Below are 25,481 nucleotides of genomic sequence, written 5' to 3' on the forward strand. Positions count from 1 at the left end.
CTGCCGGGCCCTGGAGACCGACGCGGGCGGCCCCGGTGTCCGGCAGTGCGCCCGGGGGCGGTGGACCACCTGGGGAGGCGCCGGAGGGGGCATCACCGCTGTCCGCGGTGGGGGCCGGAGCGGGGGTGCGTGGGGGTGGACAGCATTTGTTTTGACCCAGCTCCGTGAGGTAGGTACGCTCAAGCCTTGTGCCTGGGGTGTGCCTGGGCTCGGGTGCGTGTCCTCAACCGCATCGCGAGTCCGTCGGTAGCCACCGCAATCTGCGCCTCTTCCGCCTCTCGGGCGGGGGTCTGCAGTATTCGACACACCCGACCGCGTGGGTCGGAGATGTTCCAGGTTAGTTTCACGAACGGCACACAGAAACCGGAGAAGTAGTGCCTACGATCCAGCAGCTGGTCCGGAAGGGCCGGCAGGACAAGGTCGAGAAGAACAAGACGCCCGCGCTCGAGGGTTCGCCCCAGCGCCGCGGCGTCTGCACGCGTGTGTTCACGACCACCCCGAAGAAGCCGAACTCGGCCCTCCGTAAGGTCGCGCGTGTGCGTCTGACCTCCGGCATCGAGGTCACGGCCTACATCCCGGGTGAGGGACACAACCTGCAGGAGCACTCCATCGTGCTCGTGCGTGGTGGCCGTGTGAAGGACCTGCCGGGTGTTCGCTACAAGATCATCCGCGGCTCCCTTGACACCCAGGGTGTCAAGAACCGCAAGCAGGCCCGCAGCCGCTACGGCGCCAAGAAGGAGAAGTAAGAATGCCTCGTAAGGGCCCCGCCCCGAAGCGCCCGGTCATCATCGACCCGGTCTACAGCTCTCCTCTTGTCACCTCGCTGATCAACAAGATCCTGCTCGACGGCAAGCGTTCCACCGCCGAGCGGATCGTGTACGGCGCCATGGAAGGCCTCCGCGAGAAGACCGGCAACGACCCGGTCATCACGCTCAAGCGCGCGCTGGAGAACGTCAAGCCGTCGCTCGAGGTCAAGTCCCGCCGTGTCGGTGGCGCCACCTACCAGGTGCCGATCGAGGTCAAGCCCGGTCGCGCCTCCACCCTGGCGCTGCGCTGGCTCGTCGGTTACTCCCGCGCCCGGCGCGAGAAGACCATGACCGAGCGCCTCATGAACGAACTGCTCGACGCCTCCAACGGCCTCGGCGCTTCGGTCAAGAAGCGTGAGGACACCCACAAGATGGCCGAGTCCAACAAGGCCTTCGCGCACTACCGCTGGTAGTCGCTACCCCATCGAGACCGAGAGAAGACTGAGCCTTATGGCCACCACTTCGCTTGACCTGGCCAAGGTCCGCAACATCGGGATCATGGCCCACATCGACGCGGGCAAGACGACCACCACCGAGCGGATCCTCTTCTACACCGGTGTGAGCTACAAGATCGGTGAAGTCCACGACGGCGCTGCCACGATGGACTGGATGGAGCAGGAGCAGGAGCGCGGCATCACGATCACGTCCGCCGCGACGACCTGTCACTGGCCGCTCGACAATGTTGACCACACCATCAACATCATCGACACCCCGGGTCACGTCGACTTCACCGTCGAGGTGGAGCGTTCGCTCCGCGTCCTCGACGGCGCCGTCACCGTGTTCGACGGTGTCGCGGGCGTCGAGCCGCAGTCCGAGACCGTCTGGCGTCAGGCGGACCGCTACGGCGTGCCGCGTATCTGCTTCGTCAACAAGCTCGACCGCACCGGTGCGGACTTCTTCCGCTGCGTCGACATGATCGTGGACCGCCTCGGCGCGACCCCGATCGTCATGCAGCTCCCCATCGGCGCCGAAGCGGACTTCACGGGCGTCGTCGACCTCGTGTCGATGAAGGCCTTCGTGTACCCCGAAGAGGCCGCCAAGGGCGAGATGTACAACGTCGTCGACATCCCGGACAACCTGCAGGAGTCCGCCGCCGAGTGGCGCGGCAAGCTCCTCGAGGCCGTGGCCGAGAACGACGACGCCATGATGGAGCTGTACCTGGAGGGCACCGAGCCCACCCAGGAGCAGCTGCACGACGCGATCCGCCGCATCACCCTGGCGTCGAAGGGTGGCGCCGACTCCGTCACCGTCACCCCCGTGTTCTGCGGCACCGCGTTCAAGAACAAGGGCGTCCAGCCCCTGCTCGACGCGGTCGTGCGCTACCTGCCCTCCCCCCTGGACGTCGAGGCCATCGAGGGCCACGACGTCAAGGACCCGGAGCTGGTCATCAAGCGCAAGCCCTCGGACGACGAGCCGTTCTCCGGCCTGGCGTTCAAGATCGCGAGCGACCCGCACCTCGGCAAGCTCACCTTCGTCCGGATCTACTCCGGTCGCCTGGAGGCCGGCACCGCGGTGCTGAACTCCGTCAAGGGCAAGAAGGAGCGCATCGGCAAGATCTACCGTATGCACGCGAACAAGCGTGAGGAGATCCAGTCGGTGGGCGCGGGCGACATCATCGCCGTCATGGGCCTGAAGCAGACCACCACCGGTGAGACGCTGTCCGACGACAAGAACCCGGTCATCCTGGAGTCCATGGACTTCCCGGCGCCGGTCATCCAGGTCGCCATCGAGCCCAAGTCCAAGGGTGACCAGGAGAAGCTGGGTGTCGCCATCCAGCGGCTCTCGGAGGAGGACCCCTCCTTCCAGGTGCACTCCGACGAGGAGACCGGCCAGACCATCATCGGTGGTATGGGCGAGCTTCACCTCGAGGTGCTCGTCGACCGCATGAAGCGCGAGTTCCGCGTCGAGGCGAACGTCGGCAAGCCCCAGGTCGCGTACCGCGAGACGATCCGCAAGGCCGTCGAGCGGATCGACTTCACGCACAAGAAGCAGACTGGTGGTACCGGCCAGTTCGCGAAGGTGCAGATCGCCCTTGAGCCCATCGAGGGTGGCGACGCCTCCTACGAGTTCGTCAACAAGGTCACCGGTGGCCGCATCCCCCGTGAGTACATTCCCTCGGTGGACGCGGGTGCTCAGGAAGCCATGCAGTTCGGCATCCTGGCCGGTTACGAGATGGTCGGCGTCCGCGTCACCCTTCTCGACGGTGGTTACCACGAGGTCGACTCCTCGGAGCTCGCCTTCAAGATCGCCGGTTCGCAGGCGTTCAAGGAGGGTGCCCGCAAGGCCTCTCCCGTGCTCCTGGAGCCGATGATGGCCGTCGAGGTCACCACGCCCGAGGACTACATGGGCGATGTCATCGGCGACCTCAACTCCCGCCGTGGCCAGATCCAGGCCATGGAGGAGCGCAGCGGCGCTCGCGTCGTGAAGGGCCTCGTGCCCCTCTCGGAGATGTTCGGCTACGTCGGAGACCTCCGCAGCAAGACCTCGGGTCGCGCAAGCTACTCGATGCAGTTCGACTCCTACGCCGAGGTTCCGCGGAACGTCGCCGAGGAGATCATCGCGAAGGCCAAGGGCGAGTAACTCTCCCGAGCTCACGCTTTAGGCTTGTCACCGGAGCCCGGTAGGGCACTCTCCGCGGAGCGTCAGCGACGCGGAGCGTGCCCCCGGCACCGGCACCCCAGCAAAGATCACCTGGCGCCGATGAAGCAAGGCGTACAGAACCACTCAGGAGGACCCCAGTGGCGAAGGCAAAGTTCGAGCGGACTAAGCCCCACGTCAACATCGGCACCATCGGTCACATCGACCACGGTAAGACGACCCTCACGGCCGCCATTACCAAGGTGCTGCACGACGCGTACCCCGACCTGAACGAGGCCTCGGCCTTCGACCAGATCGACAAGGCTCCCGAGGAGCGCCAGCGCGGTATCACCATCTCCATCGCGCACGTCGAGTACCAGACGGAGTCGCGTCACTACGCGCACGTCGACTGCCCGGGTCACGCGGACTACATCAAGAACATGATCACGGGTGCCGCGCAGATGGACGGCGCCATCCTCGTGGTCGCCGCCACCGACGGCCCGATGCCGCAGACCAAGGAGCACGTGCTCCTGGCCCGCCAGGTCGGCGTCCCCTACATCGTCGTCGCCCTGAACAAGGCCGACATGGTGGACGACGAGGAGATCCTGGAGCTCGTCGAGCTCGAGGTCCGTGAGCTCCTCTCCGAGTACGAGTTCCCGGGCGACGACGTTCCGGTCGTCAAGGTCTCGGCGCTCAAGGCGCTCGAGGGTGACAAGGAGTGGGGTGAGTCCGTCCTCAACCTGATGAAGGCCGTCGACGAGTCCATCCCGCAGCCCGAGCGTGACGTCGAGAAGCCGTTCCTCATGCCGATCGAGGACGTCTTCACGATCACCGGTCGCGGTACGGTCGTCACCGGCCGCATCGAGCGTGGTGTCCTGAAGGTCAACGAGACCGTCGACATCGTCGGTATCAAGACCGAGAAGACCACCACCACGGTCACCGGCATCGAGATGTTCCGCAAGCTCCTCGACGAGGGCCAGGCTGGTGAGAACGTCGGTCTGCTCCTCCGTGGCATCAAGCGCGAGGACGTCGAGCGCGGCCAGGTCATCATCAAGCCCGGCTCGGTCACCCCGCACACCGAGTTCCAGGCGCAGTCCTACATCCTGTCGAAGGACGAGGGTGGCCGTCACACCCCCTTCTTCAACAACTACCGCCCGCAGTTCTACTTCCGTACCACGGACGTGACGGGCGTTGTGACCCTTCCCGAGGGCACCGAGATGGTCATGCCGGGTGACAACACCCTCATGGACGTCGCGCTGATCCAGCCGGTCGCCATGGAAGAGGGCCTGAAGTTCGCCATCCGTGAGGGTGGCCGGACCGTGGGCGCCGGCCAGGTCACCAAGATCATCAAGTAGTTCTCTGCTTGGTCCTTGGACCTGGTGGCTCACCGAGCCGCACGAAGGGCCCCGCACCTCGAAAGAGGCGCGGGGCCCTTCGCCATGTCCGGACGGGCGGAAGTGCGGCGGCGGGGCCCGTACATGGATGTAGGGCCCCGGTACCTCATGGGGGTGAGGTACGGGGGCCCTACGGTTGAGGGGGACGGCGGGGCCGTCAGGTGGCGCCGTCCCGGGTGGGGCGTCGGTCAGACGCCCGCGATGGACTGGATCCAGGAGCGGTAGGCGGTGACATTCGTGTACGCCGTCGTGGTCTGGCGGTCGCTGGTGGAGGCCACGCCGACCTGGATGCCGTTGGCCGTCATCGGGCCGCCGGAGTCGCCGCCCGCGGTGATGCCGTTACCGCGGCGGGCGCAGATCGCCGAGCCGCCGAAGTAGTCGGTGCAACCGCCGGTGACCGTCACGTTGGCGACCTTCAGGTAGCGCGACTGGCAGTTGGCCTCCGAGCCGCACTGCGAGGTGGCGCCCCAGCCCCAGACCTGGACGCTCTGGCCGGTGCTCACCGAACCGGGGTTGCCGAGCCGCGAGTAGGTCGTCTGCACGGAGCGGTCCAGGCGGACCAGGGAGAGGTCCGAGCTGTGGTTGTAGGTCTGGACGCCGTTGGCCACCACGCCGCCGCTCTGCTGGTCGAGGCTGCCGATGCGGAACGACAGACCGCCGCCGGAGACGCAGTGCTTGGCGGTGAGGATCCAGGTCGGCGCGATGATCGTGGCCGAACAGGTCTCGCGGCCGTTGGAGAACAGCCGGGCCGCCCACGGGGCGTTCTGGGCGAGGCCGCCGCCGATGATCTGGGTGCTCGGGGGCGGGGAGTCCTGGAGCGGCGGCGCGGGTGCGGCCGTCGCGGACGGTGCGAAGAGCGAGAGGACGCAGGCCGCTGCTGCGGCGACAGCGGGCATGAGCCGGGATATGCGCATGATGCCTCGTTTCGCGCGACACGCCGGGTAAGCGTGTCTGTGGGGGATGGTGGGCAACAGGGTGCCGGAGCGCGCCGAGGGCGGGGTACTAACGTTTGGCCATAACGCCGCGTTATGGACCGGTTGTTGACTGTGCGTCAGACGATAGACCAGGGCCGCCGGACCCAGGGTGCCGCGTCCGGGCCGAGGCCGACGGCGGTCGGGCGGGCGTGCGGCCCGCCCAGGTGGAGGGCGGTGCCGTCCAGGGCGACGGGTCCCCGCGACCGTACGGCGGTGCCCTCGGCGGTACGCAGGAGGACGCGGCCCTCCGCGGACCCGCCGAGCGGCACCGGGTCGCCGGAGGAGGAGGCGGCGGCCACCGGCCCGTAGCCGCCGAACCGGGGGGCGTCCGCCCGGTTCACCGCGGTGAGCGGGGACATCGCGGCCGCCCGGTAGTACAGCTCCACGGACCCGCCCGGCGCGGGGAGGACGGCGGGCGCGTGGGTAGGGGAGGCGGTGAGCGGGGGGTGGGTGGTGACGGGCTCGTCGGGGGCGTTCTGGGGCCGGGGGATCAGGCGGGGGCGGGGGCGGCCGGGTCGCTCCGGAGGCGAGTGGACTTCCGCGCCCGGGAGGGGGGCGGCCTTCGGGGCCGTCCGGGGGGTTCGGGCTCCGCCGGATGCGCGCCCGCGTTTGAACAGCCACTCGCGCGGGGTAGGATCACCGACTCGATTGGCCAGGCCCGCGCCCCGTATGGCACACTGACCAGGTTGCTCGGTTGAGTGTCAATGCTGCGCGCCTCCCGCCGGGAGGACCGGAAGCGAGTCCCACAGTACTCGTCGGCCCTGTACAGGCCGGACGTACGGGAATCTTCCGGGAAGCAAGGCAGGGCGCCGGCCAGGCACCCGGTGGGTGTTCCGCCCCCGGTTCCGCGGTCCTCGGGCCCGCACCCCCTTGGTTGGGACCTCCTTCGGGAGATCTGCGTAGAGGGGATGCGACACGCCCGACCGCGTGGGTCGGAGGGGGGAGTCCAGAGAACCCCCGGGTTCCAGAGCGTTAAACAGAGAGACAGGACTACTAGTAGCCATGGCGGGACAGAAGATCCGCATCCGGCTCAAGGCCTACGACCACGAGGTCATCGACTCCTCGGCGAAGAAGATCGTCGAGACGGTGACCCGCACTGGTGCGTCGGTCGCGGGCCCGGTGCCGCTGCCCACTGAGAAGAACGTGTACTGCGTCATCAAGTCGCCGCACAAGTACAAGGACTCTCGCGAGCACTTCGAGATGCGCACCCACAAGCGCCTCATCGACATCCTCGACCCCACCCCGAAGACGGTTGACTCGCTGATGCGCCTCGACCTCCCGGCGGGCGTCGACATCGAGATCAAGCTCTGAAGGGACGGGCCGAGATGAGCAAGAACATCAAGGGCGTCCTGGGCGAGAAGCTCGGCATGACCCAGGTCTGGGACGAGAACAACCGGGTCGTCCCGGTCACCGTCGTCAAGGCCGGGCCGTGCGTCGTGACGCAGGTTCGCACCAACGACAGCGACGGCTACGAAGCGGTCCAGATCGCCTTCGGCGAGATCGACCCGCGCAAGGTGAACAAGCCCCTCAAGGGTCACTTCGCCAAGGCCGACGTCACCCCGCGCCGCCACCTGGTGGAGCTCCGCACCCCCGGCGCGGCCGAGTACACGCTGGGCCAGGAGATCACCGCCGAGGTGTTCGAGTCCGGCGTCAAGGTCGACGTCACGGGCAAGAGCAAGGGCAAGGGCTTCGCCGGTGTCATGAAGCGTCACAACTTCAAGGGCGGCAAGGCGTCCCACGGTGCCCACCGTGTGCACCGCATGCCGGGCTCCATCGGCGGCTGCGCCACCCCCGGCCGTGTCTTCAAGGGCATGCGCATGGCGGGTCGCATGGGCAACGAGCGCGTCACCACCCAGAACCTGACCATCCACGCGGTTGACGCGGAGAAGGGTCTGCTCCTCATCAAGGGCGCGGTCCCCGGTCCGAACGGCGGCCTCGTCCTGGTCCGTACCGCGGCCAAGGGGGCTTGAGGTAATGAGCACCATTGACATCCTTTCGCCGGCGGGCGACAAGGCCGGTACCGTCGAGCTCCCCGCGGAGATCTTCGACGCGAAGACCAGCGTTCCGCTGATCCACCAGGTCGTCGTCGCCCAGCTCGCGGCTGCCCGTCAGGGTACGCACAAGACCAAGACCCGCGGCGAAGTCCGCGGCGGTGGCAAGAAGCCCTACCGCCAGAAGGGCACCGGCCGCGCCCGTCAGGGCTCGACCCGCGCCCCGCAGTTCGCCGGCGGTGGCGTCGTCCACGGCCCGCAGCCGCGTGACTACTCGCAGCGGACCCCGAAGAAGATGAAGGCCGCCGCCCTGCGCGGTGCCCTCTCCGACCGGGCCCGTCACTCCCGTATCCACGTCGTCTCCGGCGTGGTCGGGAGCGAGATCTCCACCAAGGCCGCCAAGACGCTGTTCGGCAAGATCTCCGAGCGCCCCAACGTGCTCCTGGTCGCCGAGCGCTCCGACGAGGCCGCGTGGCTGTCCGCGCGCAACCTGCCCCAGGTGCACATCCTGGAGCCGGGCCAGCTCAACACGTACGACGTGATCGTCTCTGACGACGTGGTCTTCACCCAGGCCGCCCTCGAGTCCTTCGTGTCTGGCCCCCAGACCGCTGAGACCGAAGGGAGCGACGCCTGATGAGTGAGGCGACCGTTACCAGCAAGACGTACTCGGACCCGCGTGACGTTCTCGTCAGGCCCGTGGTCTCCGAGAAGAGCTACGCGCTGCTCGACGAGAACAAGTACACGTTCATCGTCGCGCCGGGCTCCAACAAGACCCAGATCAAGCAGGCCGTGGAAGCGGTCTTCTCGGTCAAGGTCACCGGGGTCAACACGATCAACCGCCAGGGCAAGCGCAAGCGCACCCGCACCGGTTTCGGCAAGCGTGCCGACACCAAGCGCGCCATCGTGACCCTCGCTGAGGGCGACCGCATCGACATCTTCGGCGGCCCGACCTCCTAGTGAGGCCGAGTCGTCCGGAATCGGACGAGGACTGAGAAATGGGTATCCGCAAGTACAAGCCGACGACCCCGGGCCGTCGTGGCTCCAGCGTCGCCGACTTTGTCGAGATCACGCGGTCCACGCCGGAGAAGTCGCTGGTCCGCCCCCTGCACAACAAGGGCGGCCGTAACAACGCCGGTCGTGTGACCGTTCGCCACCAGGGTGGTGGCCACAAGCGCGCCTACCGCGTGATCGACTTCCGTCGTCACGACAAGGACGGCGTGCCGGCCAAGGTCGCGCACATCGAGTACGACCCGAACCGCACCGCGCGCATCGCGCTGCTGCACTACGCGGACGGCGAGAAGCGTTACATCGTCGCTCCCCGTGGCCTGTCGCAGGGCGACCGTGTCGAGAACGGTCCGGCCGCCGACATCAAGCCCGGCAACAACCTGGCGCTGCGCAACATCCCGGTCGGTACGACCATCCACGCCATCGAGCTGCGGCCCGGCGGCGGCGCGAAGTTCGCCCGTTCCGCGGGTGCCTCCGTGCAGCTGCTGGCGAAGGAGGGCACCATGGCCCACCTTCGTATGCCGTCGGGTGAGATCCGCCTGGTCGACGCGCGCTGCCGCGCGACGATCGGCGAGGTCGGCAACGCCGAGCAGTCGAACATCAACTGGGGCAAGGCCGGCCGCATGCGCTGGAAGGGCGTCCGCCCGACCGTCCGCGGTGTCGCGATGAACCCGGTTGACCACCCGCACGGTGGTGGTGAGGGCAAGACCTCCGGTGGTCGCCACCCGGTCTCGCCGTGGGGTCAGAAGGAGGGTCGTACTCGTTCTCCCAAGAAGGCGAGCAACAAGTACATCGTCCGCCGCCGCAAGACGAACAAGAAGCGCTAGGAGCGGGTTTAGATGCCGCGCAGTCTCAAGAAGGGGCCCTTCGTCGACGGACACCTCATCAAGAAGGTGGACGTACAGAACGAGGCAGGCACCAAGAACGTCATCAAGACCTGGTCCCGTCGCTCGATGATCGTCCCGGCCATGCTGGGTCACACCATCGCGGTGCACAACGGCAAGATCCACGTCCCGGTGTTCGTCACCGAGTCGATGGTCGGCCACAAGCTCGGCGAGTTCTCGCCGACTCGCACCTTCCGCGGCCACGTCAAGGACGACCGGAAGTCGAAGCGCCGCTAAGCGCGGGGTGGAAACGACTATGACTTACACCGAAGGGACAACCATGGAAGCCAGGGCCCAGGCGCGGTACATCCGCGTCACGCCCATGAAGGCCCGCCGCGTGGTGGACCTCATCCGTGGCATGGACGCCACGGAGGCTCAGGCGGTCCTGCGTTTCGCCCCGCAGGCCGCGAGCGTGCCGGTTGGCAAGGTGCTGGACAGCGCCATCGCCAACGCCGCACACAACTACGACCACACCGACGCCTCCTCGCTGGTCATCAGCGAGGCGTACGTGGACGAGGGCCCGACCCTGAAGCGGTTCCGTCCGCGTGCCCAGGGCCGTGCCTACCGGATCCGTAAGCGGACCAGCCACATCACCGTGGTCGTCAGCAGCAAGGAAGGAACCCGGTAATGGGCCAGAAGGTAAACCCGCACGGGTTCCGGCTCGGCATCACCACGGACTTCAAGTCCCGGTGGTACGCCGACAAGCTGTACAAGGACTACGTCAAGGAAGACGTCGCCATTCGTCGCATGATGACGAAGGGCATGGAGCGGGCCGGCATCTCGAAGGTCGAGATCGAGCGCACCCGTGACCGCGTCCGCGTGGACATCCACACCGCTCGTCCGGGCATCGTCATCGGCCGCCGCGGCGCCGAGGCCGACCGCATCCGCGGCGAGCTGGAGAAGCTGACCGGCAAGCAGGTCCAGCTGAACATCCTCGAGGTCAAGAACCCCGAGGTGGACGCTCAGCTGGTGGCCCAGGCCGTCGCCGAGCAGCTCTCCTCCCGCGTCTCCTTCCGTCGGGCCATGCGCAAGAGCATGCAGTCCTCGATGAAGGCCGGCGCCAAGGGCATCAAGATCCAGTGCGGTGGCCGCCTCGGCGGCGCCGAGATGTCCCGCTCGGAGTTCTACCGCGAGGGCCGTGTGCCCCTGCACACGCTCCGCGCGAACGTCGACTACGGCTTCTTCGAGGCCAAGACGACCTTCGGCCGCATCGGCGTGAAGGTCTGGATCTACAAGGGCGACGTCAAGAACATCGCCGAGGTTCGCGCCGAGAACGCCGCGGCCCGCGCCGGCAACCGTCCGGCCCGGGGCGGCGCTGACCGCCCGGCCGGCCGTGGTGGCCGCGGTGGCGAGCGTGGCGGTCGCGGTCGTAAGCCGCAGCAGTCGGCTCCGGCAGCCGAGGCCCCCAAGGCCGACGCCACCGCCGCTGCTCCGGCTGCTGAGAGCACCGGAACGGAGGCCTGACCGAAATGCTGATCCCCCGTAGGGTCAAGCACCGCAAGCAGCACCACCCGAAGCGCAGCGGTATGTCCAAGGGTGGCACGCAGGTTGCGTTCGGCGAGTACGGCATCCAGGCGCTGACCCCGGCGTACGTGACGAACCGTCAGATCGAGTCCGCTCGTATCGCGATGACCCGTCACATCAAGCGTGGCGGCAAGGTCTGGATCAACATCTACCCGGACCGTCCCCTGACGAAGAAGCCCGCCGAGACCCGCATGGGTTCCGGTAAGGGTTCTCCCGAGTGGTGGATCGCGAACGTCAAGCCCGGTCGGGTGATGTTCGAGCTGTCCTACCCGAACGAGAAGATTGCTCGTGAGGCGCTCACCCGCGCTGCTCACAAGCTTCCGATGAAGTGCCGGATCGTGCGGCGCGAGGCAGGTGAGTCGTGATGTCGGCCGGTACCAAGGCGTCCGAGCTGCGCGAGCTGGGTGACGAGGAGCTGCTCAACAAGCTCCGCGAAGCCAAGGAAGAGCTGTTCAACCTCCGCTTCCAGGCGGCGACGGGCCAGCTCGAGAACCACGGCCGGCTCAAGTCCGTCCGTAAGGACATCGCCCGGATCTACACCCTGATGCGCGAGCGCGAGCTGGGCATCGAGACGGTGGAGAGTGCCTGATGAGCGAGAAGACTGTGACTGAGACCAGCAAGACCGACCGCGGCTTCCGCAAGACCCGTGAGGGTCTGGTCGTCAGCGACAAGATGGACAAGACCGTCGTCGTCGCCGTCGAGGACCGCGTCAAGCACGCGCTGTACGGCAAGGTCATCCGCCGTACCAACAAGCTCAAGGCCCACGACGAGCAGAACTCGGCCGGCGTCGGCGACCGCGTCCTCCTGATGGAGACGCGTCCGCTGTCCGCCACCAAGCGCTGGCGCATCGTCGAGATCCTCGAGAAGGCCAAGTAATTCCTGAGGGGTTTCCCTCAGGTCAGTTCCGCCAGGCTCGGTGAGGTGCCTCTCCCCCGGGAGAGGCACCCGCCGGGAACCGGCAGACGATCAGGAGATAGACGTGATCCAGCAGGAGTCGCGACTGCGCGTCGCCGATAACACGGGTGCGAAGGAAATTCTCACCATTCGTGTTCTCGGTGGCTCGGGTCGCCGCTACGCGGGTATCGGTGACGTCATCGTCGCCACCGTCAAGGACGCGATCCCCGGTGGCAACGTGAAGAAGGGTGACGTCGTCAAGGCCGTCATCGTTCGCACCGTCAAGGAGCGTCGTCGTCAGGATGGCTCGTACATCCGCTTCGACGAGAACGCCGCCGTCATTCTGAAGAACGACGGCGACCCCCGCGGCACCCGCATCTTCGGCCCGGTGGGCCGGGAGCTGCGCGAGAAGAAGTTCATGAAGATCATCTCGCTCGCTCCGGAGGTGCTGTAAGCATGAAGATCAAGAAGGGCGACCTGGTCCAGGTCATCACCGGTAAGGACAAGGGCAAGCAGGGCAAGGTCATCGTGGCCTACCCCGCTCAGGACCGCGTCCTCGTCGAGGGTGTCAACCGGGTCAAGAAGCACACCAAGGCCGGTCAGACGGCTCGCGGCTCGCAGACCGGTGGCATCGTGACCACCGAGGCCCCGATCCACGTCAGCAACGTCCAGCTGGTCGTGGAGAAGGACGGCAACAAGGTCGTCACCCGCGTCGGCTACCGCTTTGACGACGAGGGCAAGAAGATCCGCGTTGCCAAGCGGACCGGTGAGGACATCTGATGACTGCCACCACTGCGCCGCGTCTCAAGACGCGCTACCGCGAGGAAATCGCCGGCAAGCTGCGTGAGGAGTTCTCCTACGAGAACGTCATGCAGGTTCCCGGTCTGGTCAAGATCGTGGTCAACATGGGTGTGGGCGACGCCGCCCGCGACTCCAAGCTGATCGACGGGGCCGTTCGCGACCTCACCACGATCACCGGCCAGAAGCCGGCCGTCACCAAGGCCCGCAAGTCCATCGCGCAGTTCAAGCTGCGCGAGGGCCAGCCGATCGGCTGCCACGTCACCCTCCGCGGTGACCGGATGTGGGAGTTCCTGGACCGTACGCTGTCGCTCGCGCTGCCGCGTATCCGTGACTTCCGTGGCCTGTCGCCGAAGCAGTTCGACGGCCGTGGCAACTACACCTTCGGTCTCACGGAGCAGGTCATGTTCCACGAGATCGACCAGGACAAGATCGACCGGGTCCGGGGCATGGACATCACCGTGGTCACCACGGCGACCAACGACGACGAGGGTCGTGCCCTGCTTCGTCACCTCGGCTTCCCGTTCAAGGAGAACTGACCGTGGCGAAGAAGGCTCTGATCGCTAAGGCCGCCCGTAAGCCGAAGTTCGGCGTCCGCGGGTACACCCGCTGCCAGCGCTGCGGCCGGCCCCACTCCGTCTACCGCAAGTTCGGCCTGTGCCGCGTGTGCCTTCGTGAGATGGCTCACCGTGGCGAGCTGCCGGGCGTGACCAAGAGCTCCTGGTAACTCTCCTTCGCCCACTGGGCGTTGGAAGTACCCGGAAGCTCTCGGTAAGCATCTGGTCGGCAGGAGCCCCGCCTTTCATGCCGTAGGCTTGAAGGGTTGGGCGCCTGCCGCCCAAGACCGACTTACTACGCCGTAGGTCCCCGCACCGCACCCGTCCCGCCAGTGAGTGGGGAGAGGGATGGCGCATACAGGAAACCCCGGCGAGAGAGGCCGAAGGCCAATTCATGACCATGACTGATCCCATCGCAGACATGCTCACGCGTCTGCGTAACGCGAACTCGGCGTACCACGACTCCGTCGTGATGCCGCACAGCAAGATCAAGTCGCACATCGCGGAGATCCTCCAGCAGGAGGGCTTCATCACCGGCTGGAAGGTCGAGGACGCCGAGGTCGGCAAGAACCTCGTCCTGGAGCTGAAGTTCGGCCCGAACCGCGAGCGTTCGATCGCCGGCATCAAGCGCATCTCCAAGCCGGGTCTGCGTGTGTACGCAAAGTCCACCAGCCTGCCGAAGGTTCTCGGCGGCCTGGGCGTGGCGATCATCTCCACGTCCCACGGTCTCCTGACCGGCCAGCAGGCAGGCAAGAAGGGCGTAGGTGGGGAAGTCCTCGCCTACGTCTGGTAGTCGGGAAAGGAAGGAAAGCTCATGTCGCGAATCGGCAAGCTCCCCATCCAGGTTCCCGCCGGTGTGGACGTCACCATCGATGGCCGTACGGTCGCGGTGAAGGGCCCCAAGGGTTCCCTCTCCCACACCGTCGCCGCGCCGATCGAGGTCTCCAAGGGTGAGGACGGCGTTCTCAACGTCTCCCGCCCGAACGACGAGCGTCAGAACAAGGCCCTCCACGGCCTGTCCCGCACGCTGGTGGCGAACATGATCACCGGCGTGACCGCGGGTTACTCCAAGGCGCTCGAAATCAGCGGTGTCGGTTACCGCGTCCAGGCGAAGGGCTCCAACCTGGAGTTCGCCCTGGGCTACAGCCACCCGATCCTCATCGAGGCGCCGGAAGGCATCACCTTCAAGGTCGAGTCGCCCACGAAGCTCAGCGTCGAGGGCATCGACAAGCAGAAGGTCGGCGAAGTGGCGGCCAACATCCGCAAGCTGCGGAAGCCCGACCCGTACAAGGCCAAGGGCGTCAAGTACGCGGGCGAGGTCATCCGCCGCAAGGTCGGAAAGGCTGGTAAGTAGCCATGGCATACGGTGTGAAGATCGCCAAGGGCGACGCGTACAAGCGCGCCGCGCGCAAGCGGCGCCACATCCGCGTCCGCAAGCACCTGTCGGGTTCGCCGGAGCGCCCCCGTCTGGTCGTGACGCGGTCCAACCGCCACATCGTGGCCCAGGTCATCGACGACATCGCGGGCCACACGCTCGCCTCGGCGTCGACCCTGGACACCTCGATCCGTGGTGGCGAGGGCGACAAGAGCGCCCAGGCCCAGCAGGTCGGCGCCCTGGTCGCCGAGCGTGCCAAGGCCGCAGGCGTCGAGGCCGTCGTGTTTGACCGCGGTGGTAACCAGTACGCCGGGCGGATTGCCGCTCTGGCTGACGCCGCCCGTGAAGCCGGGCTGAAGTTCTAAGCCCCGGTTCCTACGCACAGCGGACGTAACAGAGAGAGGTAATTCCCATGGCTGGACCCCAGCGCCGCGGAAGCGGTGCCGGTGGCGGCGAGCGGCGGGACCGGAAGGGCCGTGACGGTGGCGCCAGCGCCGCCGAGAAGACCGCGTACGTCGAGCGCGTCGTCGCGATCAACCGCGTCGCCAAGGTTGTGAAGGGTGGTCGTCGCTTCAGCTTTACCGCGCTGGTCGTGGTGGGCGACGGTGACGGCACGGTCGGTGTCGGATACGGCAAGGCCAAGGAAGTTCCCGCGGCCATCGCCAAGGGTGTCGAAGAGGCCAAGAAGAACTTCTTCAAGGTCCCCCGCATCCAGGGCACCATCCCTCACCCGATCCAGGGCGAGAAGGCTGCGGGCGTCGTCCTGCTGAAGCCCGCTTCCCCCGGTACCGGTGTTATCGCCGGTGGCCCGGTGCGCGCCGTTCTGGAGTGCGCCGGCGTTCACGACATCCTGTCGAAGTCGCTCGGCTCCGACAACGCGATCAACATCGTGCACGCGACCGTGGAGGCCCTCAAGGGCCTGCAGCGTCCCGAGGAGATCGCGGCCCGCCGCGGTCTGCCCCTCGAGGACGTCGCCCCCGCGGCCCTGCTGCGTGCACGTGCGGGAGCGGGTGCGTAATGGCTCGCCTCAAGATCACGCAGACGAAGTCGTACATCGGCAGCAAGCAGAACCACCGCGACACCCTGCGTTCGCTCGGGCTCAAGCGCCTGAACGACTCGGTTGTCAAGGAGGACCGTCCCGAGTTCCGCGGCATGGTGCACACCGTCCGCCACCTCGTGACGGTTGAGGAGGTTGACTGACATGGCGGAGAACAGCCCGCTGAAGGCCCACAACCTCCGGCCTGCCCCGGGCGCCAAGACCGCCAAGACCCGTGTGGGTCGTGGTGAGGCGTCCAAGGGTAAGACCGCAGGCCGTGGTACCAAGGGCACGAAGGCCCGTTACCAGGTTCCGGAGCGCTTCGAGGGTGGCCAGATGCCCCTCCACATGCGTCTCCCGAAGCTCAAGGGCTTCAAGAACCCGTTCCGCACGGAGTACCAGGTCGTGAACCTGGACAAGCTCGCGACGCTCTACCCCGAGGGTGGAGAGGTCACGGTGGCCGACCTGGTCGCCAAGGGCGCCGTGCGCGACAACCACCTCGTCAAGGTCCTCGGACAGGGCGAGATCTCCGTGGCGCTGCAGGTTTCGGTTGACGCCGTCTCCGGCTCCGCCAAGGAGAAGATCACCGCCGCCGGCGGTACGGTCACCGAGCTCGTCTGAGCTCGCGGACGGACCTGAGCCCGGTCGGCCGCCTCTTCGGAGGCGGTCGGCCGGGCTTTTCCGTGTCCGGGGCTTTTCGAGGCGATGTACGGGAACCGTAAAGCCTCGGGAAAGGTTGAACGGGTGTGCCTTGTACCGGGGATGGGGAAGCCCGTGGACGGCGACGTCCGGATTGGTGTGGCTTCGCCGTTCTTTCCCGGCGTGGGGCGGGCGACGGGCGCTGCGCCGGGGGGCAGCGTGTGTTTCCTGCTCAGCGCTGGGCCGGGTAGGGTAGCGCCGTTCATCTTTTGTGGCCTCCTTACGATGTAGGGCTGCCTTGTATCCGAACCCATCCAGACCCGTCGCCTCTGACGCATAGCGCGGGGGTCGCAGGAGGCACCGTGTTCACCGCGTTCGCCCGAGCGTTCAAGACGCCCGACCTGCGCAAGAAGCTGCTCTTCACGCTCGGCATCATCGTGATCTACCGGTTCGGGGCGCACATCCCGGCCCCCGGAGTCGACTACGCGAAGGTGCAGCAGTGCATCGACCAGGCCGACTCGGGTGGCCTCCTCGGCCTGATGCAGATGTTCAGCGGTGGCGCCCTGCTGCAGATCACCATCTTCGCGCTCGGCATCATGCCGTACATCACGGCGAGCATCATTCTCCAGCTGCTGACCGTGGTGATCCCGCGCCTTGAGGCCCTGAAGAAGGAGGGGCAGTCCGGCACGGCGAAGATCACGCAGTACACGCGTTATCTGACGGTCGCGCTGGCCGTCCTCCAGGGCACCGGCCTGGTCGCCACCGCGCGCAGCGGTGCGCTCTTCCAGAACTGCTCCGTGAGCGGCCAGATCGTCCCGGACAAGTCGATCTTCACCACGGTCATCATGGTCATCACGATGACGGCCGGTACGGCCGCCGTGATGTGGCTGGGCGAGCTGATCACCGACCGCGGTATCGGCAACGGCATGTCGATCCTCATGTTCATCTCGATCGCCGCCACGTTCCCCGGCGCCCTGTGGGCCATCAAGGAGAGCGGCAAGCTGGCGGACGGCTGGATCGAGTTCGGCACCGTGATCCTCATCGGCTTCGTGATGGTGGGCCTCGTCGTCTTCGTCGAGCAGGCCCAGCGCCGCATCCCGGTGCAGTACGCGAAGCGCATGATCGGGCGCCGTTCCTACGGGGGGACGTCGACGTACATCCCGCTCAAGGTGAATCAGGCGGGTGTGATCCCGGTCATCTTCGCCTCGTCGCTGCTCTACATCCCGGCGCTGATCGTCCAGTTCTCCAACTCCCAGGCGGGCTGGGCGACCTGGATCCAGGACAACTTCGTGACGGGTGACCACCCGTACTACATCGCGACGTACTTCGTACTCATCGTGTTCTTCGCCTTCTTCTACGTGGCCATCTCGTTCAACCCCGACGAGGTCGCCGACAACATGAAGAAGTATGGTGGCTTCATCCCGGGCATCCGGGCAGGTCGACCTACTGCCGAGTACCTGAGCTACGTGCTCAACAGGATCACTTGGCCGGGCTCGCTGTACCTGGGCCTGATCGCTCTTGTGCCGACGATGGCGTTGGCGGGCTTCGGCGGCGCGAACCAGAACTTCCCGTTCGGCGGGACGAGCATCCTCATCATCGTGGGTGTCGGTCTGGAGACCGTGAAGCAGATCGAGAGTCAGCTCCAGCAGCGCAATTACGAAGGGTTCCTCCGCTGATGCGAATCGTCCTCGTCGGGCCTCCGGGTGCCGGCAAGGGAACGCAGGCTGCGTACCTTGCCGAGAACCTGTCGATTCCGCACATCTCCACGGGCGACCTCTTCCGCGCCAACATCAGCCAGGGCACCGACCTTGGCAAGCAGGCCCGCGCCTTCATGGACGCGGGTCAGCTGGTGCCGGACGAGGTGACCATCGGGATGGCCAAGGACCGCATGTCCCAGCCGGACGCCGTGAACGGGTTCCTGCTGGACGGCTTCCCGCGGAACGTCGGCCAGGCCGAGGCCCTTGACGTGATGCTCAAGGACGAGGGCGTGAAGCTGGACGCGGTTCTCGATCTGGAGGTTCCCGAGGACGAGGTCGTGAAGCGGATCGCGGGCCGCCGCATCTGCCGCAACGACAGCGCGCACGTCTTCCACGCGACGTACAACAAGCCGAGGACCGAGGGTGTCTGCGACACCTGTGGCGGCGAGCTGTACCAGCGGGACGACGACACCGAGGAGACGGTCCGCACCCGGCTGGAGGTCTACCACACGCAGACCGAGCCGATCATCGACTACTACCGGGCCCAGGGCCTGGTGGTGACCATCTCCGCACTCGGCAAGGTCACCGAGGTGACCGCCCGCGCGATGGAGGCGCTGAAGAAGCCCGCCCAGGGCTGAGCGTCCCCCGCACCACCCGTTGTGCCAGTCGGCCGCGGCGCCTCAGGGCGCCGCGGCCGACTGCTTGCGCCCGTATCGTTGAGTACGCCGCAGCCGTCCCCGGGCCGCCGGCACATCGTCCCCCGACACACCGATCCACAGAGAGGCGCCGAGCAATGGTGCAGATCAAGACCCCCGAGCAGATCGCGAAGATGCGCGAGGCGGGCCTGGTGGTCGCCGCCGTGCACGCCGCCACGCGGGAGGCGGCCGTCCCCGGCGCCACCACGCACGATCTGGACCAGGTCGCCCGCAAGGTGATCGCCGACCACGGCGCGAAGTCGAACTTCCTCGGGTACGGCGGGTTCCCCGGGACCATCTGCACCTCGGTCAACGAGGTCGTCGTCCACGGCATCCCGGACGAGAAGACGGTCCTCAAGGACGGCGACATCATCTCGGTCGACGCCGGGGCCATCGTGGACGGCTGGCACGGCGACGCCGCGTACACCGCCTTCGTGGGCACCGGTCACGCCCCGGAGCTGGTCGAGCTGTCCCGGGTGACCGAGGAGTCGATGTGGGCCGGGATCGCGGCGATGAAGGCGAACAACCGGCTCGTCGACGTCTCCCGGGCGATCGAGACCTACATCCGCCGCCAGCCGCGTCCGGCGACCGGGAAGTACGGGATCATCGAGGACTTCGGCGGCCACGGCATCGGCTCCGAGATGCACATGGACCCGCACCTGCTGAACTACGTCTCCCGCAAGCGCGGCAAGGGCATCAAGCTGGTGCCGGGCGTCTGCCTGGCGATCGAGCCGATGGTCTCCCTGGGCACCGCCCGCACCGAGACCCTGGCCGACGACTGGACGGTCATCACGACGGACGGCACCTGGTCCTCGCACTGGGAGCACTCCATCGCCCTGACCGAGCAGGGGCCCCTCGTGCTGACCGCCCCGGACTGCGGCCGGGCGAAGCTCGCGGCGTACGGCATCGAGGCGGCGCCGGACCCCCTGGGGTGACGCACACCGCTCCGGGGCCGGTGCAACCCGTTCGGCAGGTCTAAGGATCATCCGCAGTGGGCAAACTTGACGGATTCGTCTTTTGAGTTCCCCTGACGTAGACTGACTCGTCGGCTCTGGTGCATCCGTGTGTCCGCAGGCAGGACAGAGGATCGCGAGAGTCGATCAAGGTAGCCGATTCGAAAGGCGAAGCGTGGCCAAGAAGCAAGGTGCCATCGAGATTGAGGGCACCGTGATCGAGTCCCTCCCGAACGCAATGTTCAAGGTGGAGCTCCAGAACGGTCACAAGGTCCTGGCGCACATCAGCGGCAAGATGCGGATGCACTACATCCGTATTCTCCCGGATGACCGGGTCGTGGTGGAGCTCTCTCCGTACGACCTGACGCGTGGCCGGATCGTCTACCGCTACAAGTAGATCTTGCCTTCACCCCGTTTCGGCGGGTGCTGGCACCTGACCCGGAGAACCTGACATCCCATGAAGGTCAAGCCGAGCGTCAAGAAGATCTGCGACAAGTGCAAGGTGATCCGCCGCCACGGCCGGGTCATGGTCATCTGCGACAACCTGCGCCACAAGCAGCGCCAGGGCTGACGCACGACCGCCTGCATCTCGCAGTTCGCGCGACGCATGTAACACGTACATACGCAGAGCCCGTCCAAGCCACGGCTGACGACACCTCCGGCGGGGGCCGGGGACCCGGACGTACCACCGCTCCTGGTGAGCGGTCGGCGGTCGGGAGCGGCACTGCGGAAGACCCCCGACATAACAACTGGAGCCATTGAATGGCACGCGTTTCAGGTGTTGACATCCCGCGCGAAAAGCGCGTGGAGGTTGCCCTCACCTACGTCTTCGGTATCGGGCGCACCCGGTCCAAGGAGATCCTCGCCTCCACCGGCGTGAACCCGGACTCCCGCGTCCGCGACCTTGCCGAGGAAGACCTCGTCAAGATCCGCGAGTACGTGGACGCCAACCTCCGCACCGAGGGTGACCTCCGCCGTGAGGTCCAGGGCGACATTCGCCGCAAGATCGAGATCGGCTGCTACCAGGGCATCCGCCACCGTCGTGGCCTGCCCGTCCACGGTCAGCGCACCAGCACGAACGCGCGTACCCGCAAGGGCCCGCGTCGCGCCATCGCCGGTAAGAAGAAGCCGGGCAAGAAGTAGTCCTCAGCGGACGCACTGCGCCCTCCGGGGTCTCCGGACCGGCGCAGCAACCAGCGGTCTTCGCTGTAGGACCGACCACCTCCCGTAGGAGTTAGAAGATGCCCCCCAAGGGACGTCAGGGCGCTGTCAAGAAGGTGCGCCGCAAGGAAAAGAAGAACGTCGCTCACGGCCACGCGCACATCAAGAGCACGTTCAACAACACGATCGTCTCGATCACGGACCCCTCGGGCAACGTGATCTCCTGGGCCTCCGCCGGCCACGTCGGCTTCAAGGGCTCGCGCAAGTCCACCCCCTTCGCCGCGCAGATGGCCGCCGAGTCGGCCGCCCGCCGCGCGCAGGAGCACGGCATGCGCAAGGTCGACGTCTTCGTCAAGGGTCCCGGCTCCGGCCGTGAGACCGCGATCCGCTCGCTCCAGGCCACCGGCCTGGAGGTCGGTTCGATCCAGGACGTCACCCCGACGCCGCACAACGGCTGCCGTCCGCCGAAGCGTCGCCGCGTCTGACCCGTCACGGCCGGTGACGGCCGTGCGTCAGGAGCGTTCAGGTCCGGGCGGTACGCCTCATTCGGGGCGTACCGCCCGTACCCTTGTTGTATCTGTCGGGCATCAAATAGTGGGTGCCCACGACTGAAGGATCACCGCATGCTTATCGCTCAGCGTCCGTCGCTGACCGAAGAGGTCGTCGACGAGTTCCGTTCCCGGTTCGTGATCGAGCCGCTGGAGCCGGGCTTCGGCTACACCCTCGGCAACTCCCTCCGCCGTACCCTCCTCTCCTCGATCCCCGGTGCCGCTGTCACCAGCATCCGGATCGACGGGGTCCTGCACGAGTTCACCACCGTGCCGGGCGTCAAGGAGGACGTCACCGACCTCATCCTCAACATCAAGCAGCTGGTCGTCTCCTCGGAGCACGACGAGCCGGTCGTGATGTACCTGCGCAAGCAGGGCCCGGGTCTGGTCACCGCCGCCGACATCGCGCCCCCGGCCGGTGTCGAGGTGCACAACCCCGACCTGGTCCTCGCCACGCTCAACGGCAAGGGCAAGCTGGAGATGGAGCTGACCGTCGAGCGCGGCCGCGGCTACGTCTCCGCCGTCCAGAACAAGCAGGTCGGCCAGGAGATCGGCCGTATCCCGGTCGACTCCATCTACTCGCCGGTGCTCAAGGTCACGTACAAGGTCGAGGCGACCCGTGTCGAGCAGCGCACCGACTTCGACAAGCTGATCGTCGACGTCGAGACCAAGCAGGCCATGCGTCCCCGTGACGCCATGGCGTCGGCCGGAAAGACCCTGGTCGAGCTGTTCGGTCTGGCGCGCGAGCTCAACATCGACGCCGAGGGCATCGACATGGGCCCGTCCCCGACGGACGCCGCTCTCGCCGCCGATCTGGCGCTGCCGATCGAGGAGCTGGAGCTGACGGTCCGCTCCTACAACTGCCTCAAGCGCGAGGGCATCCACTCGGTGGGCGAGCTGGTGGCCCGCTCCGAGGCGGACCTGCTCGACATCCGCAACTTCGGCGCGAAGTCCATCGACGAGGTCAAGGCGAAGCTGGCCGGTATGAGCCTGGCGCTGAAGGACTCGCCTCCCGGCTTCGACCCGACCGCCGCCGCCGACGCCTTCGGCGCCGACGACGACGCGGACGCCGGTTTCGTGGAGACCGAGCAGTACTGAGCACCACCCGTACGACTTCCGTGAGGCGTCCGCTTCACGGGAACTGACACCGGTACCTGACACGGCCGGTGCAGCACACAAGGAGAAACACCATGCCGCGTCCCACCAAGGGAGCCCGTTTCGGCGGTAGCGCCGCTCACGAGAAGCTGCTTCTCGCGAACCTGGCGAAGTCGCTGTTCGAGCACGGCCGCATCACGACGACCGAGGCCAAGGCCCGCCGCCTGCGCCCCGTCGCCGAGCGCCTCGTCACCAAGGCGAAGAAGGGCGACATCCACAACCGTCGCCTGGTGCTCCAGTCGATCACGGACAAGAGCGTCGTCCACACGCTCTTCACCGAGATCGCCCCCCGGTACGAGAACCGCCCCGGCGGTTACACCCGTATCACCAAGATCGGCAACCGTCGTGGCGACAACGCCCCGATGGCCGTCATCGAGCTGGTCGAGGCGCTGACCGTGGCCCAGCAGGCCACCGGTGAGGCCGAGGCCGCGACGAAGCGCGCGGTCAAGGAAGACGCCGCCAAGAAGGACGAGGCCAAGGCCGAGTCCTCCGAGGAGACCGTCGAGGACGCCAAGCCGGCCGAGAAGGCCGATGCGGAGTCCAAGGACGCCTGAGCGTTCTGACACGGATCACGGGACGGGCCCGCATCACCCTTCGGGGCGGTGCGGGCCCGTTTCGCTGAGCAGGGGTGGACGAGGGAGATGTGCGGGTGAGTGACGAGGCGGAGCCCGGTTCCGTACGGGTACGGCTGGACCTGGCCTACGACGGCGGGAACTTCTCCGGCTGGGCGAAGCAGACCGGGCGGCGCACGGTGCAGGGCGAGATCGAGGACGCGCTGCGGACCGTGACCCGGTCGGCGGTGACCTACGCCCTGACGGTGGCGGGCCGCACGGACGCGGGGGTGCACGCGCGCGGTCAGGTGGCCCATGTGGACCTGCCCGAGGCGGTGTGGGCCGAGCACCAGGAGAAGCTGCTGCGACGCCTGGCGGGACGGCTGCCGCAGGACGTACGGATCTGGCGCGCGGCTCCCGCCCCGGCCGGGTTCAACGCCCGTTTCTCCGCGCTGTGGCGGCGCTACGCCTACCGGGTCGGGGACCGGCCGGGCGGGGTGGACCCGCTGACGCGCGGTCATGTGCTGTGGCACGACCGGCCGTTGGACGTGGACGCGATGAACGAGGCGGCCGCGCTCATGGTCGGCGAGCACGACTTCGCCGCGTACTGCAAGAAGCGTGAGGGGGCGACGACCATCCGGACGCTCCAGAAACTGAGCTGGGTGCGGGACGAGGAGTCCGGGGTGCTCACCGCGACCGTGCAGGCGGACGCGTTCTGCCACAACATGGTCCGGGCGCTGATCGGGGCGGCGCTGTTCGTGGGCGACGGGCGGCGGCCGCCGGGCTGGCCCGCCGAGGTGCTCGCGGCGCAGGTGCGCGACCCCGGGGTGCACGTGGTGCGGCCGCACGGGCTGACGCTGGAGGAAGTCGCCTACCCGGCCGACGCGTTGCTGGCCGCGCGGGCCCAGGAGGCCCGTAACGTACGGACGTTGCCGGGGGCGGGCTGCTGCTGAGCGGGCCCGCCGGGCGCCGGACTCCCGGGCAGGGCGGGGGAGTCCGGCGCCCGGCGGTGAGCCGGGTCAGGGGTGTTCCCGCCGGGCGGCGGGAGGCCGGTCAGTGCCCGGCGACGACGCCGGACAGCTCGTTGGTGCCCTCCGGGAGGGTGGCGGAGGCGGTCTTCTCGCCGGTCTCCAGGTCGATGGCGTGCAGGGCCTTCTTCCCGGGCTCGGAGACGTAGGCGGTGTGGTCGCGGACGAAGAGGGTCGGCCGGGGCTGCTGCCAGTCCAGCGGTTCCTGCCAGCTGCCGACCGCGGGGATCTTCTTCTCGACCGTGCCGGTCTTCGGGTCGATGACGTGGATGGCGCCGTCGGTGCCGAGGACGAGGGCCTCGCCGTGCGGGCCGCGGGCCAGGGAGCGGAAGGAGTAGCTGGCGTCCAGCTCCACCAGGCGCAGCTTCTTGGTCTCGGTGTCGATGAGGGAGACGCGCTTCGGCCGCTCCAGCTCGGCGTCCGGGTCGCTCTTGTAGTCGCCCAGGAGGACGGGCGAGGCGTCGGTTCCGGCCTGGTTGCCGATGCGGCCGTAGTCGTCGGGGGAGTCGACCTTGGTGAACGTGCCGTCCTGGTAGATCAGGACGCCGTCCTCGCAGCCGACGGCCACGGCCTCGTCGCGGGCGGCGGCCTCGCCGTGGACGCCGGGGCAGTTCTCGTTGCGGGCGATCTCCTTGTTGTTCTCGTCCAGCACCAGTGCGCCGGTGCGCTTCTCCTCGGTGCCGAGGGTGGAGAGCAGCCGTCCGTCGGCCAGTTCGATGGCGACGCCGTGGTGGGCCTCGGCGGAGGAGTAGGTCCGTCCCTGCGGCTTCGTGCCGCCGCTGAGGTCGGCGGGGTCCAGGACGGCGACCTCTCCGGTGCCGTCGGTGAAGAGCACCGTCTTCCCGGCGTGGCGGACGACATGGCCGGGCTTGGCGCCGGGGTACTCGATGTCCGTGAGCCTCTGGCTGGTGGCGTTCAGGACCCGGAAGCCGGAGTCGGTGGAGACGAAGACGTGGTCCTTGTCGCCCGCCGGGTTGACGCGGTTGAAGCCGGGCATCTTGATGGTCCTGACCGGCTTGAGGGTCTTGCTGTCGAGGATGTACAGGCCGCCGTCGAAGGTGGCGACCAGCGGGTCCTTGAGCTGGGCGGCGGGTGCGGCGGCCCGGGTGGCGTCGGCGTCGGCGGAGTCCGAGGACGAGCCGCCCCCTCCGCAGGCGGTCAGCACGGTGGTCACCGCGAGGGCCAGTGCGGTGCCGGTGAGGAGTCTGCCGCGTATCGAGGTGTTCATGAGGGTGTTCC

At 67.4% G+C, this 25,481-nt stretch carries 38 protein-coding genes; 35 read left to right on the top strand and 3 right to left on the bottom strand.

Annotated features, from left to right (window positions below; translation table 11 throughout):
* Nucleotides 1–374: 374 nt before the first annotated feature.
* The 4 genes from rpsL to tuf all read left to right on the top strand — a co-directional run bounded on the left by rpsL (nt 375) and on the right by tuf (nt 4,738).
* A complete protein-coding gene (rpsL, locus tag ACIRRU_RS05935; protein WP_003948652.1) occupies nt 375–746 on the top strand; it encodes a 30S ribosomal protein S12 in 372 nt (123 codons plus the stop codon).
* 2 nt (nt 747–748) lie between these two features.
* Nucleotides 749–1,219 (top strand): 30S ribosomal protein S7, encoded by a 471-nt coding sequence (gene rpsG / locus ACIRRU_RS05940; RefSeq protein WP_003966970.1) that lies wholly within the window; start codon nt 749–751, stop codon nt 1,217–1,219.
* Between the two features lie 37 nt (nt 1,220–1,256).
* Nucleotides 1,257–3,386: an elongation factor G gene (fusA, locus tag ACIRRU_RS05945; protein WP_363200507.1), complete on the top strand. Its 2,130-nt coding sequence runs from the start codon at nt 1,257–1,259 to the stop codon at nt 3,384–3,386.
* A 158-nt stretch (nt 3,387–3,544) separates the two neighbouring features.
* The gene (tuf, locus tag ACIRRU_RS05950; RefSeq protein ID WP_010058805.1) at nt 3,545–4,738 is read left to right on the top strand and encodes an elongation factor Tu; all 1,194 of its coding nucleotides are present in this window, start codon (nt 3,545–3,547) and stop codon (nt 4,736–4,738) included.
* 227 nt (nt 4,739–4,965) lie between these two features.
* Here the strand turns inward: tuf and ACIRRU_RS05955 are convergent, their stop codons facing one another.
* Nucleotides 4,966–5,691 carry a S1 family peptidase gene (locus tag ACIRRU_RS05955; RefSeq protein WP_403676638.1) on the bottom strand — a complete coding sequence of 242 codons (726 nt, stop codon included), beginning with the start codon at nt 5,689–5,691 and terminating at the stop codon, nt 4,966–4,968.
* Nucleotides 5,692–5,828: 137 nt separating this feature from the next.
* Nucleotides 5,829–6,137 (bottom strand): hypothetical protein, encoded by a 309-nt coding sequence (locus ACIRRU_RS05960; protein ID WP_403676641.1) that lies wholly within the window; start codon nt 6,135–6,137, stop codon nt 5,829–5,831.
* A 616-nt stretch (nt 6,138–6,753) separates the two neighbouring features.
* Here ACIRRU_RS05960 and rpsJ point away from each other — a divergent pair.
* The 31 genes from rpsJ to truA all read left to right on the top strand — a co-directional run bounded on the left by rpsJ (nt 6,754) and on the right by truA (nt 24,167).
* Complete coding sequence (gene rpsJ, locus ACIRRU_RS05965) at nt 6,754–7,062, top strand: 30S ribosomal protein S10 (protein ID WP_003948644.1); 309 nt, start codon at nt 6,754–6,756, stop codon at nt 7,060–7,062.
* A gap of 14 nt (nt 7,063–7,076) precedes the next feature.
* Nucleotides 7,077–7,721: a 50S ribosomal protein L3 gene (gene rplC / locus ACIRRU_RS05970; RefSeq protein ID WP_363200510.1), complete on the top strand. Its 645-nt coding sequence runs from the start codon at nt 7,077–7,079 to the stop codon at nt 7,719–7,721.
* A 4-nt stretch (nt 7,722–7,725) separates the two neighbouring features.
* Nucleotides 7,726–8,376: a 50S ribosomal protein L4 gene (rplD, locus tag ACIRRU_RS05975; RefSeq protein ID WP_363200511.1), complete on the top strand. Its 651-nt coding sequence runs from the start codon at nt 7,726–7,728 to the stop codon at nt 8,374–8,376.
* Nucleotides 8,376–8,699 (top strand): 50S ribosomal protein L23, encoded by a 324-nt coding sequence (rplW, locus tag ACIRRU_RS05980; RefSeq protein WP_248871215.1) that lies wholly within the window; start codon nt 8,376–8,378, stop codon nt 8,697–8,699. The genes rplD and rplW overlap by 1 nt, the downstream gene beginning before the upstream one ends.
* 38 nt (nt 8,700–8,737) lie before the next feature.
* On the top strand, nt 8,738–9,574 hold the full coding sequence (gene rplB, locus ACIRRU_RS05985; protein ID WP_363200512.1) for a 50S ribosomal protein L2: 837 nt from the start codon (nt 8,738–8,740) through the stop codon (nt 9,572–9,574).
* A 12-nt stretch (nt 9,575–9,586) separates the two neighbouring features.
* Nucleotides 9,587–9,868, top strand: a complete 282-nt coding sequence (gene rpsS, locus ACIRRU_RS05990; protein WP_003966956.1) for a 30S ribosomal protein S19 — start codon at nt 9,587–9,589, stop codon at nt 9,866–9,868.
* Between the two features lie 43 nt (nt 9,869–9,911).
* A complete protein-coding gene (rplV, locus tag ACIRRU_RS05995; RefSeq protein ID WP_004571827.1) occupies nt 9,912–10,259 on the top strand; it encodes a 50S ribosomal protein L22 in 348 nt (115 codons plus the stop codon).
* A complete protein-coding gene (gene rpsC / locus ACIRRU_RS06000; RefSeq protein ID WP_096625054.1) occupies nt 10,259–11,095 on the top strand; it encodes a 30S ribosomal protein S3 in 837 nt (278 codons plus the stop codon). The genes rplV and rpsC overlap by 1 nt, the downstream gene beginning before the upstream one ends.
* 5 nt (nt 11,096–11,100) lie before the next feature.
* Nucleotides 11,101–11,520: a 50S ribosomal protein L16 gene (gene rplP / locus ACIRRU_RS06005; protein ID WP_003966953.1), complete on the top strand. Its 420-nt coding sequence runs from the start codon at nt 11,101–11,103 to the stop codon at nt 11,518–11,520.
* Nucleotides 11,520–11,744 (top strand): 50S ribosomal protein L29, encoded by a 225-nt coding sequence (rpmC, locus tag ACIRRU_RS06010; RefSeq protein WP_003966952.1) that lies wholly within the window; start codon nt 11,520–11,522, stop codon nt 11,742–11,744. The genes rplP and rpmC overlap by 1 nt, the downstream gene beginning before the upstream one ends.
* Complete coding sequence (rpsQ, locus tag ACIRRU_RS06015; RefSeq protein ID WP_363200513.1) at nt 11,744–12,031, top strand: 30S ribosomal protein S17; 288 nt, start codon at nt 11,744–11,746, stop codon at nt 12,029–12,031. Before rpmC ends, rpsQ begins: the two co-directional genes overlap by 1 nt.
* A gap of 103 nt (nt 12,032–12,134) precedes the next feature.
* Complete coding sequence (gene rplN, locus ACIRRU_RS06020) at nt 12,135–12,503, top strand: 50S ribosomal protein L14 (RefSeq protein ID WP_003966950.1); 369 nt, start codon at nt 12,135–12,137, stop codon at nt 12,501–12,503.
* Between the two features lie 2 nt (nt 12,504–12,505).
* Nucleotides 12,506–12,829, top strand: coding sequence for a 50S ribosomal protein L24 (gene rplX, locus ACIRRU_RS06025; protein WP_028439250.1), 324 nt, complete (start codon nt 12,506–12,508; stop codon nt 12,827–12,829).
* Nucleotides 12,829–13,386, top strand: a complete 558-nt coding sequence (gene rplE, locus ACIRRU_RS06030; RefSeq protein WP_006126888.1) for a 50S ribosomal protein L5 — start codon at nt 12,829–12,831, stop codon at nt 13,384–13,386. Before rplX ends, rplE begins: the two co-directional genes overlap by 1 nt.
* Nucleotides 13,387–13,388: 2 nt before the next feature.
* The gene (locus ACIRRU_RS06035; protein ID WP_003948630.1) at nt 13,389–13,574 is read left to right on the top strand and encodes a type Z 30S ribosomal protein S14; all 186 of its coding nucleotides are present in this window, start codon (nt 13,389–13,391) and stop codon (nt 13,572–13,574) included.
* A gap of 224 nt (nt 13,575–13,798) precedes the next feature.
* Nucleotides 13,799–14,197: a 30S ribosomal protein S8 gene (rpsH, locus tag ACIRRU_RS06040; protein ID WP_363200514.1), complete on the top strand. Its 399-nt coding sequence runs from the start codon at nt 13,799–13,801 to the stop codon at nt 14,195–14,197.
* Between the two features lie 21 nt (nt 14,198–14,218).
* On the top strand, nt 14,219–14,758 hold the full coding sequence (rplF, locus tag ACIRRU_RS06045) for a 50S ribosomal protein L6 (RefSeq protein WP_030798876.1): 540 nt from the start codon (nt 14,219–14,221) through the stop codon (nt 14,756–14,758).
* A gap of 2 nt (nt 14,759–14,760) precedes the next feature.
* A complete protein-coding gene (gene rplR, locus ACIRRU_RS06050) occupies nt 14,761–15,144 on the top strand; it encodes a 50S ribosomal protein L18 (RefSeq protein ID WP_003966945.1) in 384 nt (127 codons plus the stop codon).
* A 47-nt stretch (nt 15,145–15,191) separates the two neighbouring features.
* A complete protein-coding gene (rpsE, locus tag ACIRRU_RS06055) occupies nt 15,192–15,797 on the top strand; it encodes a 30S ribosomal protein S5 (protein ID WP_363200515.1) in 606 nt (201 codons plus the stop codon).
* Complete coding sequence (gene rpmD / locus ACIRRU_RS06060; RefSeq protein WP_003966943.1) at nt 15,797–15,979, top strand: 50S ribosomal protein L30; 183 nt, start codon at nt 15,797–15,799, stop codon at nt 15,977–15,979. The genes rpsE and rpmD overlap by 1 nt, the downstream gene beginning before the upstream one ends.
* Before the next feature lies 1 nt (nt 15,980).
* Nucleotides 15,981–16,436, top strand: a complete 456-nt coding sequence (gene rplO / locus ACIRRU_RS06065; RefSeq protein WP_030112809.1) for a 50S ribosomal protein L15 — start codon at nt 15,981–15,983, stop codon at nt 16,434–16,436.
* 380 nt (nt 16,437–16,816) lie between these two features.
* Nucleotides 16,817–18,130, top strand: coding sequence for a preprotein translocase subunit SecY (secY, locus tag ACIRRU_RS06070; RefSeq protein ID WP_403676652.1), 1,314 nt, complete (start codon nt 16,817–16,819; stop codon nt 18,128–18,130).
* Entirely contained in the window at nt 18,130–18,789 is a 660-nt protein-coding gene (locus ACIRRU_RS06075) for an adenylate kinase (RefSeq protein ID WP_363200517.1), read from the top strand. Before secY ends, ACIRRU_RS06075 begins: the two co-directional genes overlap by 1 nt.
* Before the next feature lie 155 nt (nt 18,790–18,944).
* A complete protein-coding gene (gene map / locus ACIRRU_RS06080; RefSeq protein ID WP_403676656.1) occupies nt 18,945–19,781 on the top strand; it encodes a type I methionyl aminopeptidase in 837 nt (278 codons plus the stop codon).
* Nucleotides 19,782–19,974: 193 nt separating this feature from the next.
* Nucleotides 19,975–20,196: a translation initiation factor IF-1 gene (gene infA, locus ACIRRU_RS06085; protein ID WP_003956442.1), complete on the top strand. Its 222-nt coding sequence runs from the start codon at nt 19,975–19,977 to the stop codon at nt 20,194–20,196.
* A gap of 60 nt (nt 20,197–20,256) precedes the next feature.
* Entirely contained in the window at nt 20,257–20,370 is a 114-nt protein-coding gene (gene rpmJ, locus ACIRRU_RS06090; RefSeq protein ID WP_003956441.1) for a 50S ribosomal protein L36, read from the top strand.
* Between the two features lie 191 nt (nt 20,371–20,561).
* Complete coding sequence (rpsM, locus tag ACIRRU_RS06095) at nt 20,562–20,942, top strand: 30S ribosomal protein S13 (protein WP_403676659.1); 381 nt, start codon at nt 20,562–20,564, stop codon at nt 20,940–20,942.
* Nucleotides 20,943–21,040: 98 nt separating this feature from the next.
* Nucleotides 21,041–21,445, top strand: coding sequence for a 30S ribosomal protein S11 (gene rpsK, locus ACIRRU_RS06100; RefSeq protein ID WP_017949643.1), 405 nt, complete (start codon nt 21,041–21,043; stop codon nt 21,443–21,445).
* A gap of 138 nt (nt 21,446–21,583) precedes the next feature.
* A complete protein-coding gene (locus ACIRRU_RS06105; RefSeq protein WP_228993327.1) occupies nt 21,584–22,606 on the top strand; it encodes a DNA-directed RNA polymerase subunit alpha in 1,023 nt (340 codons plus the stop codon).
* Between the two features lie 92 nt (nt 22,607–22,698).
* Nucleotides 22,699–23,217 (top strand): 50S ribosomal protein L17, encoded by a 519-nt coding sequence (gene rplQ, locus ACIRRU_RS06110; protein WP_363200519.1) that lies wholly within the window; start codon nt 22,699–22,701, stop codon nt 23,215–23,217.
* 95 nt (nt 23,218–23,312) lie between these two features.
* Nucleotides 23,313–24,167, top strand: a complete 855-nt coding sequence (gene truA, locus ACIRRU_RS06115; protein WP_403676663.1) for a tRNA pseudouridine(38-40) synthase TruA — start codon at nt 23,313–23,315, stop codon at nt 24,165–24,167.
* 100 nt (nt 24,168–24,267) lie between these two features.
* Here the strand turns inward: truA and aztD are convergent, their stop codons facing one another.
* Nucleotides 24,268–25,470 (bottom strand): zinc metallochaperone AztD, encoded by a 1,203-nt coding sequence (gene aztD / locus ACIRRU_RS06120; protein ID WP_403676666.1) that lies wholly within the window; start codon nt 25,468–25,470, stop codon nt 24,268–24,270.
* Nucleotides 25,471–25,481 lie beyond the last annotated feature (11 nt).

The organism is Streptomyces sp. NPDC101181, assembly GCF_044767975.1.
Lineage (GTDB): Bacteria > Actinomycetota > Actinomycetes > Streptomycetales > Streptomycetaceae > Streptomyces.